General features: G+C 75.5%; 16 protein-coding genes. 2 read left to right on the forward strand and 14 right to left on the reverse strand.

Features of this window, described 5'->3' with window-relative positions; translation table 11 throughout:
• Positions 1 to 63 precede the first annotated feature (63 nt).
• Both ACQPZO_RS25550 and ACQPZO_RS25555 read right to left on the reverse strand, forming a co-directional pair.
• Positions 64 to 1206, reverse strand: a complete 1143-nt coding sequence (locus ACQPZO_RS25550; RefSeq protein ID WP_433344499.1) for an FHA domain-containing protein — start codon at positions 1204 to 1206, stop codon at positions 64 to 66.
• Entirely contained in the window at positions 1203 to 1496 is a 294-nt protein-coding gene (locus ACQPZO_RS25555) for a 4a-hydroxytetrahydrobiopterin dehydratase (RefSeq protein ID WP_387015605.1), read from the reverse strand. The genes ACQPZO_RS25550 and ACQPZO_RS25555 overlap by 4 nt, the downstream gene beginning before the upstream one ends.
• A 218-nt stretch (positions 1497 to 1714) precedes the next feature.
• Between ACQPZO_RS25555 and ACQPZO_RS25560 the strand changes: the two genes are divergently transcribed.
• Positions 1715 to 2491 (forward strand): hypothetical protein, encoded by a 777-nt coding sequence (locus tag ACQPZO_RS25560; RefSeq protein WP_433344500.1) that lies wholly within the window; start codon positions 1715 to 1717, stop codon positions 2489 to 2491.
• 61 nt (positions 2492 to 2552) lie between these two features.
• On the opposite strand, the gene ACQPZO_RS25565 is transcribed toward ACQPZO_RS25560, so the two are convergent.
• From ACQPZO_RS25565 to ACQPZO_RS25585, 5 genes are all read right to left on the reverse strand, one after another.
• Positions 2553 to 3602, reverse strand: a complete 1050-nt coding sequence (locus ACQPZO_RS25565) for a fatty acid desaturase family protein (RefSeq protein WP_433344501.1) — start codon at positions 3600 to 3602, stop codon at positions 2553 to 2555.
• A 227-nt stretch (positions 3603 to 3829) separates the two neighbouring features.
• Positions 3830 to 7507 (reverse strand): SCO7613 C-terminal domain-containing membrane protein, encoded by a 3678-nt coding sequence (locus ACQPZO_RS25570; protein WP_433344502.1) that lies wholly within the window; start codon positions 7505 to 7507, stop codon positions 3830 to 3832.
• Positions 7508 to 7554: 47 nt separating this feature from the next.
• The gene (gene cutA / locus ACQPZO_RS25575) at positions 7555 to 7875 is read right to left on the reverse strand and encodes a divalent-cation tolerance protein CutA (protein WP_350886905.1); all 321 of its coding nucleotides are present in this window, start codon (positions 7873 to 7875) and stop codon (positions 7555 to 7557) included.
• Between the two features lie 9 nt (positions 7876 to 7884).
• Complete coding sequence (locus tag ACQPZO_RS25580; RefSeq protein WP_433344503.1) at positions 7885 to 8907, reverse strand: 1-acyl-sn-glycerol-3-phosphate acyltransferase; 1023 nt, start codon at positions 8905 to 8907, stop codon at positions 7885 to 7887.
• On the reverse strand, positions 8907 to 9740 hold the full coding sequence (locus tag ACQPZO_RS25585; protein ID WP_433344504.1) for a patatin-like phospholipase family protein: 834 nt from the start codon (positions 9738 to 9740) through the stop codon (positions 8907 to 8909). Before ACQPZO_RS25585 ends, ACQPZO_RS25580 begins: the two co-directional genes overlap by 1 nt.
• Before the next feature lie 154 nt (positions 9741 to 9894).
• Between ACQPZO_RS25585 and ACQPZO_RS25590 the strand changes: the two genes are divergently transcribed.
• The gene (locus tag ACQPZO_RS25590) at positions 9895 to 11427 is read left to right on the forward strand and encodes a protein kinase domain-containing protein (RefSeq protein WP_433344505.1); all 1533 of its coding nucleotides are present in this window, start codon (positions 9895 to 9897) and stop codon (positions 11425 to 11427) included.
• A 59-nt stretch (positions 11428 to 11486) separates the two neighbouring features.
• On the opposite strand, the gene ACQPZO_RS25595 is transcribed toward ACQPZO_RS25590, so the two are convergent.
• The 7 genes from ACQPZO_RS25595 to ACQPZO_RS25625 form a co-directional block, all read right to left on the reverse strand.
• Positions 11487 to 12545: a glycosyltransferase gene (locus tag ACQPZO_RS25595; RefSeq protein ID WP_433351251.1), complete on the reverse strand. Its 1059-nt coding sequence runs from the start codon at positions 12543 to 12545 to the stop codon at positions 11487 to 11489.
• Between the two features lie 189 nt (positions 12546 to 12734).
• The gene (locus ACQPZO_RS25600; RefSeq protein WP_433344506.1) at positions 12735 to 13406 is read right to left on the reverse strand and encodes a BON domain-containing protein; all 672 of its coding nucleotides are present in this window, start codon (positions 13404 to 13406) and stop codon (positions 12735 to 12737) included.
• A gap of 173 nt (positions 13407 to 13579) precedes the next feature.
• Positions 13580 to 15226 (reverse strand): trypsin-like peptidase domain-containing protein, encoded by a 1647-nt coding sequence (locus tag ACQPZO_RS25605; RefSeq protein ID WP_433344507.1) that lies wholly within the window; start codon positions 15224 to 15226, stop codon positions 13580 to 13582.
• Between the two features lie 62 nt (positions 15227 to 15288).
• On the reverse strand, positions 15289 to 16842 hold the full coding sequence (locus ACQPZO_RS25610; RefSeq protein WP_433344508.1) for an ATP-binding protein: 1554 nt from the start codon (positions 16840 to 16842) through the stop codon (positions 15289 to 15291).
• Positions 16839 to 17540, reverse strand: coding sequence for a response regulator transcription factor (locus ACQPZO_RS25615; protein WP_161685324.1), 702 nt, complete (start codon positions 17538 to 17540; stop codon positions 16839 to 16841). The genes ACQPZO_RS25610 and ACQPZO_RS25615 overlap by 4 nt, the downstream gene beginning before the upstream one ends.
• Positions 17541 to 17617: 77 nt before the next feature.
• Positions 17618 to 18229 (reverse strand): PadR family transcriptional regulator, encoded by a 612-nt coding sequence (locus ACQPZO_RS25620; protein ID WP_433344509.1) that lies wholly within the window; start codon positions 18227 to 18229, stop codon positions 17618 to 17620.
• Positions 18226 to 19059 carry a DUF4097 family beta strand repeat-containing protein gene (locus ACQPZO_RS25625; RefSeq protein ID WP_433344510.1) on the reverse strand — a complete coding sequence of 278 codons (834 nt, stop codon included), beginning with the start codon at positions 19057 to 19059 and terminating at the stop codon, positions 18226 to 18228. The genes ACQPZO_RS25620 and ACQPZO_RS25625 overlap by 4 nt, the downstream gene beginning before the upstream one ends.
• Positions 19060 to 19108 lie beyond the last annotated feature (49 nt).

Consider the following 19108-nt stretch of genomic DNA (forward strand, 5'->3'; position numbering starts at 1 on the left):
GCGGCGGGCGTCGGGACCACGGTCCCGGCGCCCGCCGTCGTCCGCCCGCCCCGGCGGCCCGGGTCAGGGCCGGGGCAGGCGCATCGCCATGGTGGGGGCCTCGGCCATCACCGAGGTGGGGGTGAACGGGGCACCCGTCGGAAGCTCGTCGGCGCGGCCGATCTGCACCCCCGGGTACAGCTCGACCATGTCGTTGGCGGAGAGCACCCGGGACTGCTGCGGCTTCAGCGCAATCCGGTCCGGCTCGGCCATCGAGCCGGACGGGCGGATGCCCGAGCCGTTGGTGCTGACGTCGGTGACGATCACCTCGCCGACCCGCAGCTCGAACCGGACGTGGCCGCGGCTGATCCAGCGCCGGGCCTCGTCGTTGAGCCACTGGCCGAGCACGATCCCGCCCTGCTGCTCCGGCGCGCGCCCGACCAGCACCGACTGCCCCTCGGTGAGCACGAACCGACGGCGGATCAGCCCGCCGACGCGCACGGCCAGCACCTCGGTACGTGGGCGCGGCCCGGCGTCGCCGAGCCGGGCGCCGTGCCGTGGGCAGGTCGGCACCCCGCCGCGCAGGGTGGGCGGCGGCTGCCCGGCCGGGGCCCGATCCGCCCGGAGGTCGGCGAACGCGCCGCCCCCGCCGCCGAACAGGGCGCAGCCCGGCTCGGGGCAGCGCCACTGCCGGGCGAGCAGCTTCGCGCCGGTCGCCGAGCGGGTGCCGGGGACCGGCACGTTCCCGCCGCCGACGTGGGCGATGAACACCGGCCCGCCCGCGCCGGGCACCGGGGCCAGCACCCGGCCCGGCTGCTCGACCGCCCAGGGGAACCGGCCGCGCACCCCGTCGAACCGGGCCCGGCTGAGCACCGGCAGCCCGAGCAGGTCGGCGACCTCCAGCATCCGGTCGCCCGGGTTGTCGAGCACCTCCACCAGGCCGTCGTCGGCCCAGCGGCGGACCACCATCCGCTCGTTGGACGTCAGGTCGGCGTCGGAGAGCAGCGCCCGGTGCACGATCGCGTAGACCGGGACGCTGTCCTCCTCCAGGTCGCGGGCGAGCGCGTCGATCACCATGCCGAGCCGGAGCAGGTTCGCCGGCCGGCCGCCGTCGAGGTCCTGGTAGCGGATCACCTCGGCCAGGTCGAGGACGGCCCGGGCCAGCGAAGGGTCGGTGCAGACCCGCCCCTCGATGGCGTCGAGCACCTTGCTGATCTCGAATCTCATCGGGCACTCCGGACGATGTCGTCGATCCGCCGCGCCAACTCCAGGTCACGCTCGGTGACCCCACCCGCCGAGTGGGTGACGCAGCGGAAGGTGAGGGTCCGCCACCGGATGTCGATGTCGGGGTGATGGTCCAGCTCCTCGGCCACCTCGGCGACCCGGTCGACCACCGCGATCGCCGCCGGGAAGCTGCCCAGCTCGGTGGTACGACTGATCCCGGTCGGGTCCCCCGTCCAGTCCGCCAGGCCGCCCAGCCCGTCTCGCACCGCCTCTGCGGTGAGCACGTCTGCCATGGCCCCGACCCTACCGGCAGGGCCGGATGACCGGCTCTCCCACCACCTCGTCCACCCCCCGCCGACCTGCGCGGACAGGCTGGGCAGGGCACGGAGGCGGGCGAAGGTGGCCGCTGACGGACCAACGGCTGTCGCCCCGGCCCGCTACGCTGGCCCGCGGCCCGGCCGGGCAGCCACACACCGCCGCCCGGCCCACCCTTCACGAGGAGTGATCCACAATGAACACTCGACGGCTGGCAACCACGGGGGTTGCGCTCGTCGCCGCGTTCGGTCTCGGTCTCGGCCTCACCGGCTGCGGCAACCAGAACGAGGCGGACGCTCCAGCCGGCAACGGCAACGCCGGCGCGAGCGCGGCGCCCGCCAGCAGCGCCCCGGCCGACGCGCTCGCCGAGCTGACCGCCGCCGCACTGAAGCTGAACGAGCAGAGCGTCCGGGTGGACATCAAGTCCTCGGTCATGAACGGCGGCGGCCTGATGGACCCGCGGAGCAAGTCCGCCGACATGACGCTGGACCTGGGCGCCCAGGGCGGCAAGATCCGCATGGTCACCATCGGCGACGACATGTGGCTCAAGGCGAACAGCATCTCCAAGAAGTGGCTGCACATGGACGCCACCAAGCTCGGCGCCAACGGGCAGCTGAACCTGATGCCCGACGGCGACCCGGGCGGCGCCAAGAAGATGATCGATGGCGTGGTCGAGGTGAAGAAGACCGGCGAGGGCGCCTTCTCCGGCACTCTGGACTACACCAAGGCCAACCCCGACGACAAGGACATCAAGGCGCTCGGGGCGAAGGCCAAGGCTGTCCCCTTCACCGCGAAGACCGACGCCGAGGGCCGGCTCGTCGAGCTGGACGTGGACACCAGCGTGCTGCTTGCCTCGCTGGGCAAGATGACCACCACGTACTCGGACTTCGGGGCCACCGTGTCGCCGGAGAAGCCCGCGGCCGGCGAGACCGAAGAGGCGCCGGAGTCGCTGAAGAAGGCGTTCGGCGGCTGACCTGTACGGAGCACCGGGACGGGGCGGCGCCGATCGGCGCCGCCCCGTCGCGCGTCCGGGCTCAGCCGCGCAGCGGGCGCCCCACCTCGTGCAGGTGGGCGAGCGCCTGCCGGTACGACTCGACCAGCCCCGTCTCCGCGTACGGCAGGTCGAGCTCGGCGCAGTACGCCCGCACCAGGGGCTGGGCCCGGCGCAGGTTCCCCCGGGGCATGTTCGGGAACAGGTGGTGCTCGATCTGGTAGTTCAGCCCGCCGAGCGCGACGTCGATGAACCGGCCGCCCCGCACGTTGCGCGCGGTGAGCACCTGCTTGCGCAGGAAGTCGAGGTCGTCGTCGGCCGTCGGCATCGGCATGCCCTTGTGGTTCGGGGCGAACGCGCACCCCATGTAGAGCCCCCACAGGCCCTGGTGGACGGCGACGAACGCCAGCGCCTTCCCCGGCGACAGCACCGCGAACAGCAGGCCGAGGTAGCCGACGGCGTGCGCCGCGAGCAACACCCCCTCGACGGCCCGGTGCCGCATCGGCGTCGCGTACCGGCCGTCCGGCCCCCGGGCGACCAGCGCCCGCACGCTCGCCACGTGCAGGGCGAGCCCTTCCAGCAGCAGCATCGGGAAGAACAGCCAGGCCTGCCGGCGGGCCAGCCGGCGGCCGAACCCCCGGGTCGCGGCGGCCTGCTCGTACGTCCAGACCAGCGCCCCGGCCCCGACGTCCGGGTCCTCGTCCTCATGGTTGGGGTTGGCGTGGTGGCGGTTGTGCTTGTCGACCCACCAGCCGTAACTGAGCCCGACCGCCAGGTTGCCGGCGAGCAGCCCGGTCACCTCGCTGGGGCCCCGGCGGCGGAACATCTGCCGGTGCCCGGCGTCGTGCCCGAGGAACGCCACCTGGGTGGTGGCCACCGCCAGGCCGACCGCCACCGCGAGCTGCCACCACGAGTCGCCGACCAGCGGCACCGCCACCCAGCCGGCGACGAAGGCCGCCACGGTCAGCACGATCCGGGCCGCGTACCCGCCGGGCCGGCGGTCCAGCAGGCCGGCCCGGCTGATCCGCCGGGACAACTCCGCATAGTCGCTGCCCCGCCTGGCCGGCCGGTCCACTGTCGCTGCACGCACCATCTGGGCTCCCGCGTCTCCGCACCCAGGCACGCCGGACGGCGTGCCCCTACCGTCAAGTCTGCGGGCGAACGACTGCGCAGGGTAACCCGGGCCACCCCCGTCTCCGGGGTAGGGCGTGCCCTACCCCGACCCGCCCGGGCTCCCTACGCCCCGCCCTGCCGTATCCCGCTCCCTCCGGCTTCGTCCTGTTCAACGCGCGTGCCCGCACACGCGGAACGCCGACGGGTTCATCCCATCCGGCCGACCACCGTCCGGAGCCTGGCCAGATCGCGCCGGCGTCGCTCGTAGGTGGCGGCCAGGCCGATCAGGGCCAGCCCGCCGACGGCCAGGAATATCCAGCGGGGCAGCAGGTCCCAGCTACGCACCAGCTCATGCAGCGCGAGCAGGGCCAGGGTGATCCCGCCGAGCAGCACCGGCGCCTGCCAGCGGCGGGCCGACCCGGCCAGCACCACGGCCAGTGCGCCGGCCCCGAGCAGCAGCCGCCGCCAGGGCTGCGGCTCCGGCGCGAACAGCACCGACACCAGGCCGGGCAGCAGCGCGGCGGCCAGCCCCGGCCCGAGCGCGAGCCAGCTGTTAAGGCCCGGGCGGGTGCGCAGCGCCACCACCCCGGCGGCCAGCGCCACCCCGGCCGTCGGCAGGGTGTACGCCTCCAGCAGCACCACCCCGCCCGCGCCCAGCAGCAGCCAGGTGCCGAGCAGCTCGCTGCCCCCGGCGACGCCCGCGAACGCCCACCGCCGCCCGGTCGGCTCGCCGCGGCGCAGCAGCCGCAGCCCCACGGCGACCCCCCAGAGCACGCAGACCGCGGCGGCGTGCCGCGGCGACCCGCCGGCCAGCAGCACCGCGAGCAGGGCGACGGCCTGGGCGGCGACATCCAGCGCCGGGCCCCGGGCCGGGTCGCGCCCGGCCGGCAGCGCGGCGACGGCCAGGACCAGCACCGCGACCGCCAGCACCGGGAACGAGGCCGAGCGCAGCGGCAGGCTGGCCGCCAGCGCGGCGGTGACCGCGAACCCGGTCGCCGCGCCGACCGCCATCAGGGCCCCGCCCAGCCGGACCGGGCCCACCCGGCCCCCGACGGCGACCACCGTGGCGGCCACGACCAGCGCGCCGAGGCCGGTGAGGGTGCCGGCGCGGGTGGCGAGCAGCCCGGCCAGCCCGGACGCGGTGGCCACCAGCCCCACCGGCACGGTGACCGGGACGAGCAGCGGCCGGGGCCCGGCGAGCGCGGCGGCCAGCAGGGCGGCCAGCCCGGTGAGCAGGAGGACGGCCGGCACCAACGGCCACGGCGTGCCGGCGGCGGCCAGCAGCACCGGCAGCGCCGCCGCGGCGAACGGCACCGCCGACAGCCACGCACCGACTCCGCCCACCATCGCCCCGGATCGCTGCACGCCGACCGGCGGCCCGACCGGCGCCCGGCCCGCCAACGCCGCCGCCAGGGTGAGCACGAGCAGGGCCACGCCGGCCGGGGTGGCCCCCGGGATCGTTCCGCCGGCCGGCGCGCCGGACCAGGGCAGGGCCGGCCCGCCGTGCGGGGCGACCAGCGTCGCCACGACCGCCGGGGCGGCGGCGAGGAGCGCGACCACGAGCAGCCCCAGGCCGGCGACCCGGGGCGCGCCCGGCCCGGCGAGCACCGTCAGCAGCACCGCTAGCGCGGCGTAGAGCGCCACCGGCTCGTCGGCCCGTACGACCAGCGGCACCAGCCCGGCCAGCGCGGACCCGACGGCGAAGGCGGTCGAGGCGTAGCCGGTCAACTCGGGCCACCAGCGGCGAACGGCGAGCAGGCCGACCAGCGCCAGCCCGACGGCGGCCAGGGCGGCCCGCGCCTGCCACCAGGGTGCCGCCCCGGCCGCGAGGCACGCGACGGCCACCATGCCCTGGAAGGCCGGCAGCGCGGCGGCCAGGGCGGTCCCGGCGACGCCCCGGCCGACGCCGGTTGCCCGGCGGCCCCGGGCGGCGACCGCCGTCCCGACCAGCACGACCGCGCCGAGCAGCACCGCCTCCCCGGCCGGCGTGGCCAGCCCGACCAGGAGGGCGTGCCCGACCAGGGCCCCGCCGGCGACCGCCGCCACCAGCGCCTCCCACCAGGGCCGGGACCGGGTGACCGCGTACAGCAGCAGGGCCGCTCCGACGACCAGGTCGGCGGCGGGCACCGCGGGCCACGGCACCGGCCCGACGCCCGTGAGTGCGAGGGTGCCGAACGCGACCGCGACCACCCCGGTGACCGGCCTCGTCACCCGGGGCAGCAGTGCTGCCAGCGCCACCGCCGCCAGCACCACGGCGACCGGGACCTGCCACCCCCACGGCAGGTCCGGACCGGCGCCGACGCCCCGCCACGGCGGCAGCGCCCGACCCACCGCGACCGCGCCGAGCACGACCGCGAGCAGCGCGGCGACGTGGGCGGCCCCGGTGGCCACCACCAGGGCCCCGACCCGGGGGCCGGGCCCGACCAGGCGGGGCAGCGGCCGGACCGCGCCGACCAGCGCGAGGGCGATCAGCGCCGTCGCCACGGTCAGCAGGTTCGGCCGCAGCTCCGCCACCGGCCGGAGCAGCGCCAGGGCGAGCACCGGGACCACCGCCCCGGCCGTGATCGCCCGGAACAACCGCCCGCCGGCGACCAGCGCCGCGCCGAGCAGCGTCAGGGCCACCAGCAGCAGCGGCCCCCCGGCCAGCAGCGGCGTGCCGGCGACCCGGCCCAGGGCGAGCGGTACCAGCGCGCACCCCGCCGCGACGGCCAGCGCGACCCCGTGACCCAGCCAGGCCAGCACCCGCCCGGCAACGACGGCCGCCCCCCCGGCGGCCGTCGCCACCACCGCCGGCCCCCCGACCGCCGGCCCCGCACCCCCCGCCAACACCGGACCGGTCGCCGCACTCGGCACCCCCACCGGCCCGGGACCGGCCACCGCAACCTGGCCGCGGCCGCGCAGAGCGGCGACCACGGCCAGGTTCAGCGCCGCGACCCCGACGAACACCAACGTCCACCCGGCCGCCGAGGGGCGGGCCGGGGCGGCGAGCAGGGGCAGCACCGGCTGCACGGTGAGCAGCGCCGCGAACCACGGCACCGCGAGGCGGGTCAGCCGGCCGTAGCCGGCCGCCAGCGCCGCGCCGGTCCCCCCGACCAGCGCGGCGTAGCGGGCCGCCGACCAGCCGGTCACCCCGAACAGGTCCACCGACCAGGCGGCGTACCCGTCGAGCACCACCAGCAGCAGGCCCACCGCGGCGAAGGTCTCCGCGGTGCCGCGCAGCCCACGCCGCGCCAGCAGCGGCGGGACGGCCAGGGCGAGCACGGTGAAGGCGAGCAGGATCAGCGCCCGACCGACGATGCCCACGGCGGCCCATGCGACCGCCGTGAAGACCACCGCCGCAGTGCCGAGCAGCAAGCCGCCGAGGACGAAGAGCAGCCCCTGCACCGTCCGGGTGGATGCCTCCGCCCCGCCGACCGGCGCGGCCGGCACCGGCCGCTGCGGCGGCACCGGTCCGGGCGACCCGGCCGGCACCGGTCCGGCACCCCACACCGCCGGAACCGCCAAGGGCCCGGCGGGACCGACCGCAGGCGCGGGAACGGGCCGCGCGGGACCGACCGCAGGCGCGAGCACGGGCCCGGCAGGACCGACTGCGGGCGCGGGAACGGCGGGCGGCGGCGCGGCCTGGCGCGGGGCGCCGACCGGGGTCGCCGCCCGCACCCGGGCGGCCAGCTCCGCCCGGCGGGCCTGCGCCGAGCGCACCGCCCCGGTCAGTTCGAGGTACGCCCGGCGGGCCTGCTCCGCCCGCCCGGCGAGCAGGACGATCTCCCGGTCGAGCCGGATCACCTCGGAGGCGGCCGGGTCGGGCGCCCGGCCGCAGCGCCGGCAGCCGACGCGCAGGTCGGCGGGGGTCCCGCACCCCGGGCAGGGGTAGCCAGTGGTGTCCACGCGGCCATCATGCCGACCGTGATCCGCCCCGCCCAGAGTGCGGGTACTCAGGGACGGGTCTGCTCGTGCACCCAGGCCGCGTAGTCGGGGTTGCCGCTCTCCGTCCGGGTGACCAGGATCTCCGGCACCTCGTACGGGTGGGTAGCGCGGATCTGGTCGACCAGCGCGTTCACCCGGTCCGGCGCGGTCTTGAACAGCACCGACCACTCCGAACTTGTTTCCACCGCGGACCGCCACCAGTAGGTGCTGTCCACCTGGCCGCCCACCTGCGCACAGGCGGCGAGCCGGCCGGCCACCGCAGCTGCCGCCAGAACGTCCGCGACGGAGCGGCTGTCCACCACCGTCGTCACCACGCTGATCTGCTCCACGACCGCACCCTACGCGGCGTCGACCCCGTCGTGGTGCGCCGCGATCCATTCGTCGATCCGCGCCCACCAGTCGAAGAGCCAGTCGATGCGCTCCTGCTTGCCGACGGGGACCTCCTCGGGCGGCACGGACCAGAACCGCATCACGATCCGCTTGTCCATCGGCAGCTCCCGCCAGACGTCGGCGACGGTGAGCATCCGATCCAGCCCGGTGTGCGCGACGAAGATCACCCCGGCGTCCGGGGCGGCGTCCAGGGCGGCGAGCAACCCGCCGGGTTGCGGCGCGAGCACGTGCTGCATCCGTTCGGCGCGCAGCGCCATCCGCTCCAGCCCCAGGGACCGCAGCCGGGCGATGGCCCGCAGCCGGCGGCGCGGGGTGAAGTTGCCGCCCTCCGGGAAGATCACGAACGCGTCGTTGTCGTCCAGTCCGGTGGCGAGATGGCCAATCTGCTCGGCCACCGACCCGTCCCGGTTCCGGGCCGGGGCCAGGAACCGGTTCGGCAGCCGGTTGAGCAGCACGTCGATGGCCGGGTCCCACTGAAGGCTGTCCTTGAGCACGATCCGGGGCTCCCGGTGGAACCAGTTGACCAGCGCGTGGATCAGGATGAACGAGTCGCCGGGCCCCGCGTGCCGGCAGAGCACCAGCTCGGGTCGGCCGGGTAGCGCCGTGTCCGGGTCGGTGCCGACCACGTCGATGCTCAGCCGAAGCGTCCACCGGGCCTGCCAGAAGAGCACCCGGAGGAACCACCCGGCGAGCACGTAGTGCGCCCGCTGGAACGGCGGCGTGCGCTTCCACACCCCGAAGCCCGAGGCCAGCCAGAGCGCGAACAGGGCGAGCAGCGCCGCCGCGTCCCAGACCAGGTAGACGCAACCGATCCAGAGCAGCCGCAGCGGCCGGAGCCGACCCGGCACCAGCGGGGACAGCGCCAGCGCGGCGAACGCCCAGACCGGCAGGGTGGTCACGACCAGCACCGCGAGCAGCACCACACCGGGTGCCAGCAGCAGTCGGCGTACCCACCGGGGCGGCAGCGGCATCAGCGTTCCAGGTTGGTGGCCAGGTAGCGGCGGGAGGCGGTGTACGCGCGGCTGATCCGCCGCCCCACCGCCGCCATGTCCCGGTACGCCCACGGGCTGTCCTCGCGGGGGCCCGGGCCCCCGGTCGGCAGCACGTGCACCTGCACCCCCTCGGGCAGCGCCGCCATCTCCCGGGCGAACCGGTGCCGGCGGGCGATCTCGAACGCCACCTGGGCGATCTCCCAGGGCCGCCTGGGCGGGGTCAGCTCCCGCTCGATCCGGCCCACCTGGAGGACGAAGATCTGCCGCGCCCCGACGGCCACCGCCTCGCCGATCGGGATGGAGTTGACGATCCCCCCGTCGATGTAGTGCTGCCCGCCGATCTCGGTGGGCGGCAGCAGCCCCGGCACCGAGGCGGAGGCGAGCACGGCGGGCACCAGCGGCCCGCTGTCGAACCAGTGCTCGGCGGCCCGCTCGATGTTGGCCGCGCAGCACCGGAACGGCACCCGCAGGTCGGCGAAGGTGGTCTCCTCACCGAGTTCCGCCTCCAGCAGCCGCCGCAGCGGCCGGGGCGAGTGCAGGTGGGTGCGGGCGGCGAAGCGGCGAAGCTGCCGGGCCACCGAGTCGCCGTACACCTCGCTGGCCTCGGGGGAGGCCCAGAGCCGGACCAGCCGGTCGGTGACCGCCTCGGTCGGGTCGGCGGCGACCAGCGCGCCGTTCACCGCGCCGATCGAGGTGCCGAGCACCAGGTCGGGCCGGACGTCGGCGCGGAACAGGGCACGCAGCATGCCCACCTCGACCGCACCGAGGACTCCCCCGCCGCCGAGCACGAACGCCACCGGACCGCTGACCATGCCGTCCATCCTGGCACGGCCAGTCCGGTCGGCCATCCACCGCCCGAGCTGCCACCGGCCGCGGGCCGGACGGGTGGAACCGGACGGCCGTTGACACGCTGGACACATTCGCGCAACCTGATACCGCCCCGACACCAGGCAGGTGCGCTCCGTGATGGCAACACTGCACGCCGGAAGGCTGCTGGCCCGTAGGTACCGGCTCATCGACCAGATCGGTGCCGGTGGCATGTCGGTCATCTGGCGTGCCCGGGACGAGGTGCTGGACCGCACGGTGGCCCTGAAGGTGCTCGCCCCCTCGCTGGCGGCGGACGCCCGGTTCCGGGACATGGTCCGCGAGGAGGCGCGCAGCGCCGCCCAGCTCGTCCATCCGCACGTGACGGCGGTGCACGACTACGGCGAGACGCTCGCCCCGGACGGCAGCATCACCTCGTTCGTGGTGATGGAGCTGCTCGCCGGGGAGGAGCTGGAGTACCGGCTGACCGAGGGCCCGCTGCCCTGGCCGGGCGCGGTCGAGATCGGTGCCCAGGTGGCGGAGGCGCTGGCCGCGGCGCACCGGCTCGGCATCGTGCACCGGGACATCACCCCGGCCAACGTGATGATGACCCCGGTCGGCGCCAAGGTGCTGGACTTCGGCATCGCCACCCACATCGGCGCGCCGGACGAGGACGAGGACGGCGGCACCTTCGGCACCCCCGCGTACGTCGCCCCGGAGCGGCTGGACGGGGCGCCGGCGCAGCCCGCCACCGACATCTACTCCCTCGGGGTGCTGCTGTACGAGATGCTGACCGGGCGGGTGCCGTACCCGGCGGACACCTGGGAGCAGCTCGGCGCGGCGCTGGGGACCGGCGACGCCCCGCCCCCGCTGGAGGTGCCGGCGCTGCCGACCGAGGTTGCCCGTATCTGCCTGCGGTGCCTGTCCCGGGAGCCGCGGGACCGGCCCTCCGCGCACCAGGTCGCCCTCGCGCTACGCGATCAGCTCCTGCCGGCCGACCCGCAGGCCGCCACCATGCTCGCCCCGACCATGACCCTGCCGTCGATCGTCGGTCCGCCCGAGCCGCCGCCGGCCCCGGTCGCCGGGCCCGCCGGGCAGCCGGCCCCCGCCGTGCCGGCCGCGTCCACTCCGGACGTGGCACCGCCTGGCGAGGGCGGGCGGCGGCGCGCCCGGTCCGATCGTCGCCGCTGGCCGGTGCCGGTGATCGCCGTGGGGGTCGTGGTGGTAGCCGGGCTGGCACTGCTCCTGCCGACGGTGACCCGGGACGCGGACCCGCCGCCGCCCAGGGCCGCCCCGACGGGCGCCCCGACGGTGGCGGCATCGACACCCGCGCCGGATCCGTCCCGGAGCGCCCCGGCCGCCCCGACCCGGCCGCCCGGCCGGACGCGGCCCACCCCGTCGGCGGCGACCACGCCGGCGACACCGTCCGGCGGAAGCCTGGCCGATGCGGCCAGCCGGATCGACCAGCTCATCGAGGCGGGGGTGGCCGACGGTGGGATCCGCACCGACGTCGGCACGGACCTGCGCAACCTGCTCGGCCACGCCACCGCCGCAGGCGGCCGGGACGACCTGGCCGGCGCGGTGCGGCGGGCCCGCGACAAGGTCGCCGACCGGCGGCGCGAGGGCAGCATCACCCCGGCGTACGCCCGCCAGCTCGACACGGCCTTCCAGCAGCTCGGCGTGACCCGGGTCTGACCCGTCGGGGTCGGACCGAGGCGACCCGGACCGGCGGCGTGGGCCCGGGGTGACGCCGGTCAGCGGGCGGTGACGGGGACCGGCCGGCGGGTCGCGGCATGCCCGGACGTGCCGAGGAAGTCCCGGTACACCGCCTCGTAGCCCAGGGCCATCCGGGAGGTGGAGAAGTTCTCCGCCACGTGTGCCACGCACGCCACCGGGTCCAGCCGTCCGGCCTGCCGCAGCGCGCCCGGCAGGTCCTCGGGGCGGTCGCAGACCAGACCGGTCACGCCGGGGCGGACCAGCTCCGGCACCGCCCCCCGGCGCAGCGCCACCACCGGCGTGCCGGTCGCCATCGCCTCCAGGATCACCATGCCGAAGGGCTCATCCCACTGGATCGGCATGATCAGGCAGAGGGCGTCCACGAGCATCCGCAGGGTGGCGTTCCGGTCCGCGTTGAGCACCACGGTCACGTCCTCGTCGAGCATCGGCTCGACCACCTGCTCGAAGTACCGGCGCTCGGCGGGCTCGTTGCACTTGCCGGCGAGCACCAGCGGCAGGCCCGCCGACCGGCAGGCCCGGATCGCCACGTCGGGGCCCTTGTCCGGGCTGAACCGGGCCAGCCAGAGCACCGGGCCGCGGCCCGGGACGGCCTTGTGCGGCACGTCCCCGGTGTCGAGCGCGTTGTGCACGGTGCCGACCCACGGCAGCCCCGGGTTCAGCCGGCGCTGGGTGTGTGAGATGGCCACCAGCCCGACCCCGTGGTCGGTGTTGCCGAGCACCGTGCCGTACTCGCCGACCGGGTTGCCGTGCACGGTGGCCACGGTGGGCACCGCCCGGCGGCCGGCGACCAGCGGCCCGATGGTGGTGTGGTCGTGCACGAGGTCGAAGTCGTCCGACCCGACGAGGCGGTCGACGTGGGCCAGGTGGGCCAGCTCCGGCAGCGACTCGCCGAGCCGGTCGTACTGGAGGTCGTCGCAGGTGGAGACGTACCCGGCCCGGGTGCCGTGATCCGGGCCGGCCCCGAAGACCGTCAGCGCGTGCCCCAGCTGGGCCAGCGCGTCCACCAGCCCGGCGACCACCTGTTCCAGGCCGCCGTAGCCGGGGGGTGGCACGGGCAGCCACGGTGGGACCACCATCGCGATCCTCAGCGGGTGCTCCCCCGAGCGGTCGGATGGCAGGTCGTTCACGGCCACGAGTCCTCCCCGTTGGTCCCAGTGCGCGTGATCGGCGGCGCTTTCCCGCCTGGAACGGTGGTCAAACCGGGCGCACGGCGCCCCCGCCGGTCGCCCGGCCCGGTTGGTCCCACCAGCCGGTCGCCCGCGCCCCTAGCCGACCACCACGAGCCGGTCGTCGACGGCCCGCACCCCCGGGGCCGACCAGGCGATCCGTTCCGCCTCGTCCCGTTCCCACCAGGAGCGGACCACGCCGGTGAGGACCACGGTGTCGCCGCGCACCCGGGCCTGTACCCGCTCGGTGCCGAGGATCCGGGACACGGCCCGCTGCACGTCGTGCCGGGCGCGTTCGCCGGTCGGCCGCCGCGCGGGGCGGACCTCGACGAGGTTGGTCACCCCGCGCACGCCCCGCAGCCGGCGCAGCTCCCGTTCGGCGGTACGCCGCTGCCAGCCGAACTCCGCCTCGCCCCGCAGGATCAGCCACCCGTTGGCGGCGGTGACGTCCAGCCGTTCGGCCGGCACGAAGCTGTCCCATTCCAGGGCCCGCCCGGCCGCGAGGGCCAGCTCGGTGTCGGTCTGCCCGGGGACGTCCGACGGGCGTACCTCGATGTCGTCGGCGACCGCGCGGACGCCGCGGATCCGCTGGGCGCACCGTACGGCCGCCCAGCGGTGGGCGTAGCTGTCCACCGAGCCGGTGAGGGTGACCACGCCGTGCAGCACGGCCACCCCGACCACGGTCGGCGGGACCTGGGGATCCCAGTCCAGCTCCGCGAGGACGTCGCGGTGGATCTCCGGATCGGTCCGGGCGCTCGTCGCCGTGTCCATGGTTCCCCCTCCCGCGCCACCCCGCACCTGGTCACCGTGCCCGGCGAGGGGGTGAGACCGGCTCACCCGGATCGGGTGGGGGACGCGCCGGAACAGGGAGGGGGCGGTGGGTGACGGAGCCAACCCCCTTGGCTCCGCCACCCACCGCCCCGGAGGAGGTAGGTCTGCTGGTGTTACGACGTCTCGGAGAGCGTGACGGTTGCCGTCGCCGCCGATCCGTTTCGCTGGTACTGCACCTCGACCCGATCGCCGACCTTGCCGGCCTGGACGGCGCCCACCAGATCGTTGGAGTCGTTGACCACCGTGTCGCCGAACTTGGTGATCACGTCGCCCCGCTGGAGGCCGGCCTTCTCGGCAGCGCTGCCCGGGGTGACGGACGCGACCACCGCGCCGCCGTCCTCGGCCGAGTTCACGCCCACCCCGAGCGAGGGGTGGCTGACCTTCTCGCCGCGCTGGAGCTTCCCGGCGACGTCCTTGGCCTTGTTGCTCGGGATGGCGAAGCCGACGCCGATGTTGCCGGTGCTCTGCCCGGAGGTGGCGATGGCGGTGTTGATGCCGATCACCTCGCCCCGGGTGTTGACCAGCGCGCCGCCGGAGTTGCCCGGGTTGATCGGGGCGTCGGTCTGGAGCAGCCCGGCGATCGAGCTGACGCCCTGGCTCGGGTTCTGCTGCTGGTTCTCGCCGGCCTGGATGGTGCGGTCCCGGGCGCTGACGATGCCCGAGGTGACCGAGCCCTGCAGGCCCAGCGGGCTGCCCAGGGCCAGCACCTGGTCACCGACCTGCATGCCGTCGCTGTCGCCGAACTTGGCGGCCTTGAGGCCGCTGACCCCGTTGGCCTTCACCACGGCCAGGTCGGTCTTCGGGTCGGTGCCGACGATCTTCGCCTCGGCGTTCTTGCCGTCGGCGAAGATCACCCGCAGGGTGCCGCCGCTGGCGGAGGCCACCACGTGGTTGTTCGTGAGCACGTAGCCGTCGGCGCTGAGGATGACGCCGGAGCCCTCGCCGCTGCCGGTGGTGATCGAGACCACGCTGTCCTGCACGGCGGCGGCGATCTTCGGCAGGTCGGCGCCGTTGATCACCGGCGCGGCGGAGTAGGTGCGGGTGATCCCGCCCGAGTCGCCGTTCACGGCGAGCGCGAGTGCGCCACCGGCGACACCGGAGCCGAGCATCAGCGCGAACACGGCGACGCCCGCGCCGGCCAGCTTGGCGATCCGGCTCGGCTTGGGGGCCGGGCCCTGCGCCCACTGCGGGACCTGCTGGCCGGGGTGCTGCGGCGGCACCGGGCCGCCCGGGTACGTGGGGCTCCCGGCGTGCGGGGCGTACTCGGGGGTCGCCGGTCCGTGCTGGCCCCCCGCGGCCCAGCCGGACTGCTGCCCGGGCTGCCAGGGGCTCGTCGGGTACTGCCCGGCCGGCTGCTGCTGCCCGGCGACCGGGTACGGCGCGCCGGACGGGGTGGCGGCCGGCGGGGCGTAACCGCCGTACGGGTACGGGCCGGGTCCGGAGACCGGCGCCGGGCCGGGTCCGGAGACCGGGGCGGCGGAGCCGGGCCCGGTAGCCGGAGCGTGGGACACGACGGGCACGTCAGCCGTGGCGGTGGACGCGTCAGCCGTGGCGGTGGACGCGTCAGCCGTGGCGGTGGACGCGTCAACCGTGGCGGTGGAGGGGGTCGTGGGGGCGGTCGGCGCGGCCGGAGCGTGGGGCTGGACGGCCGGGGAGTCGGACTGCCCGGGCTCGCGGCGGGACAGCTCGGCGGTGGGGTACGACGGCTCGGCGTCGGAGGGTGCCGGCCGCCGCTGCGGGTCGGTCTCGTACTCGGTCATGTGTCCACCTTCTCCCCTGCCACTGCGATCAGCCTGGAACCAGCCTGGAAGTTGCCTGAAAGTCACTCGCCCGGATCGTCGATGTCCGGCAGCAGCGGCAGCCGGACCCGGAAGGTCGCGCCCCCGCCGGGGGTCTCGGCGACCTCGACTGCGCCGTGGTGGGCGGCCACCAGCGCCGCCACGATGGCCAGGCCCAGCCCGGTCCCGGTGGCCCCGCCGGCCCGGCGGGTGCGGGCGGCGTCGGCCCGGTAGAAGCGCTCGAAGACCCGCTCGGCCTGTTCCGGGGAGAGCCCGGGGCCGGTGTCCACGACCTCGACCACCGCCAGGTTTCCCGGCTCGGTACGCAGCCGCAGGGTCACCGAGGCGTCCGGCGGGGTGTGGGTGAGCGCGTTGGTCATCAGGTTGCCGATCACCTGGCGCAGCCGGGCGTCGTCGCCGAGCACCACCAGCGGCCCGGAGCCGGGCTCGATCTCCAGCCCGATCCGCCGGTCCGGGGCCACCACCCGGGCGGCCTGCACGGCGTCGCCGGCCAGCAGCGGCAGCTCCACCGGGGCCAGCGAGAGCGGGCGCTCCCGGTCCAGCCGGGCCAGCAGCAGCAGGTCCTCCACCAGCAGCCCCATCCGGGACGCCTCGTCCTCGATCCGGCGCAGCAGGCCAGCGGTCTCCTCGGGGGCCCGGGCGGCCCCCTGCCGGTACAGCTCGGCGAAGCCCCGGATGGTGGTCAGCGGCGTACGCAGCTCATGCGAGGCGTCGGCGACGAACTGCCGCATCCGTTCCTCGGAGCGCCGGGCCCTGGTCTCGGACGCCTGGGCTGCGGCTGCCGCGTCGCGGGCGCCCGCCTCGGCCGACCGGGCGGCGATCTCCGAGGCGGCGCGGGCGGTGAACGCCGCCTCGATCTGGGCCAGCATCGCGTTCAGCGCCCGGGACAGCCGCCCCAGCTCCGAGGTGGGGAAGGGCTGCCCCTCCTCCGGGTCGGGCACCCGCCGGGTCAGGTCGCCGCCGGCGATTGCCCCGGCGGTGCGTTCGATGTCCACCAGCGGTTTGAGGCTGGTCCGCACGATCGCCGCCCCGATGGAGGCGAGCAGGACCAGCACCGCCCCGCCGACCAGAAGGTCTATCCAGACCAACCGCTTGACCGCCTGGTCCACGTCGGTGAGGTTCTGCCCGATGGCCACCATCTGCCCGTTCGGCAGCTTGGCGTAGACGATCCGCCAGCGCACCCCGCTGTTGCGGGCCGGCACAGTCCTCGGCTCGCCGGCCCGGGCGGCGAAGCCGGCCGCGTCGCTCGGCCACTGCGGCACGTCGTCGACGCGGAATCGGGGGTCGTACTGGACGACCGTGACCTCGCCGGTCCGCCCGTCGGTGGCCACCACCAGGTAATCGGTGAGGACTAGCGAATCCCCGACCTGCGGGTTGAGCAGGGCGGACTCTATGTAGCTCACCGCGGACCGCAGCTCGCCGTCGACCTGGGCGACCAGGTAGTTGCGCAGGAAGTACGTGGTCAGCGAGCTGATCACCACCAGGGCGACGGCGACCAGCGTCAGCACGGCCGCCACCAGCTTCACCCGCAGCGGTACGCTCCGCAGCCGCCCCTTCGCCTGGGCGACGGCGTTCACGCCGCCGGCTTGCGCAGGACGTACCCCACTCCGCGCAGGGTGTGGATCAGACGGGGCTGGGTGTTGTCGACCTTGCGCCGCAGGTAGGAGATGTACGACTCGACGATGTTGTCGTCGCCCCGGAAGTCGTAGTTCCACACGTGGTCGAGGATCTGCGCCTTGGACAGCACCCGGTTGGCGTTGAGCATCAGGTACCGCAGCAGCTTGAACTCGGTCGGCGAGAGCTGCACCCGCTGCCCGGCCCGGTGCACCTCGTGGGTCTCCTCGTCCAACTCCAGGTCAGCGAAGGTGAGCCGGGACGGGGCCTGCTCGCCGCTGGCCGTCCGGCGCAGCACGGCCCGGATCCGGGCGGTCAGCTCCTCCAGGCTGAACGGCTTGGTGACGTAGTCGTCGCCGCCCAGGGTCAGCCCACGGATCTTGTCGTCGGTGGCGTCCCGGGCGGTCAGGAAGACCACCGGGGTGCGGGTGCCGCCCTCCCGGAGCATCCGGATGACCTCGAACCCGTCGAGGTCGGGCAGCATCACGTCGAGGACCACCAGGTCGGGGCGGTGGTCCTTGGCGGCGCTCAGCGCGGCGCTCCCGCTGGTCGCGGTGGCCACGTCGAAGCCGGCGAAGCGGAGGCTCGCGGAGAGCAGTTCCAGGATGTTGGGGTCATCCTCGACGACGAGCAGTCGCGCCTCGGTCTGGGTAGCGGCCATGCCGTCCATCATCCGTGACATCGCTGCGCTCACGCTGGGCGGTTGCTGGAAAAACCCTGAGAGCGCCGCCGGAGCCGTCAGCGCAGCAGGTGGCGCAGCCCGTCCAGGGCACCGTCGAGCGCCCGGATCGCCGTGCGGAGCTGAGCGTCGCTGAGCCGGCCGGCGCGGACCAGACCGCCGACCTCGACGGTGAACGCGGCCAGCCGCTGGTCGAACTCGGCCAGCAGGGGCGACTCCCCCGCCGGGTCGGCCGGCCGCGCCGGGTCCGGGGGCGGCGGCTCCCACCTGGTACGCCGGGTCTGCCGGGTGGCCTCACGCAGCTCCCGCTTGAGGTCGTGGATCGAGCCGCGCACCTCGGAGCGGATCTCGCCGGCCAGGGCGGAGAGGTCCGCCACCGAGGCGCTGATGTCGGACTCCAGGGTGGCCAGCTCTCCGGCCCGCTGGCGCAGCTCGGCCCGGCCCGCCTCGGTGATCTCGTAGACCTTGCGACCACCGGCGGCGGTGTGGGTCACCAGCCCTTCGACCTCCAGCCGCTGGAGCCGGGGATAGATGGTGCCGGCGCTGGGCGCGTACAGGCCGAGGAAACGGTCCTCCAGCAGGCGGATCAGCTCGTACCCGTGCTTGGGGCCGTCGTCGAGGAGCTTGAGCAGATAGAGCCGGAGCCGCCCGTGGCTGAACACGGCGGTCACGGAAGCTCCTCCTCCTTTTCGTCGCCGACCGGGCGGGCGAGCAGCGCGATGCTGCCGGAGGTCGCGGACGCCCAGAGCTTACCCGCGCCCGTGCCGATGATCCCCTCGCTCTCCCGCATGCCGCCCAGCCCGGCCCGGTCGCGCACCTCGGGGAAGCCGCTGGTGATCCGGCCGGCGGTGGTGTGCAGGTGCACGGAGAGGTCGCTGTCCCGGCGGACCCGGATGGTGATGGCGCCGGAGATGGTGCTGAGCTGGATCTCCCCGCCGCGCGGGTTGTCCAGGTCGCAGGTGATCTCGCCGGAGACGGTGTGCGCGCGGACCGTGCCGGCGGCGCTGTCGGCGAGGACCACCTCGCCGGAGACGGTCTCCAGGCTCAGGTCCCCGGCGACCCCCAACGCCTCCACCGACCCGGAAACGATCTTCGCGGTGGTCCGGCCGCGGACGCCCATCAGGGTGATCTGCCCCGTCGTGACCTTGGCCTGGGTCTGCCGGCGCAGGCCCGAGGCGACCAGTGGGCCGACGACCAGGGTCAGGTCGGCCGGCACGTCGGCGGGGACGGCGATCGAGACGTCGGCCCGGAAGCGCCGGCCGAACTGGCCGAGCCACCAGAGCCTCCCGGGCATCCTCGGGTGCCGTTCGTGCCGGACGGTCAGCACACCGTCCCGGTGCTCGACTATCACCGGCCGACGGCTGAGCCGGGTGACGTCCACCCGGGCCGGCCCGTCCGTGCCGACCACGTTGAGCCGCCCGGCGACCAGGTCGACCTTCAGCGAGGTGACCGGCTCGTCCAGGGTGAGTCGCTGCGGGCTGTCGACGGTCCAACTGGCCATGGTTTCCTCCCCGCCCGGACGTGCCCGAGCGGCGCGTCCACAAGGAGAG

It is taken from the genome of Micromonospora sp. CA-111912 (assembly GCF_050948415.1).
Lineage (GTDB): Bacteria > Actinomycetota > Actinomycetes > Mycobacteriales > Micromonosporaceae > Micromonospora.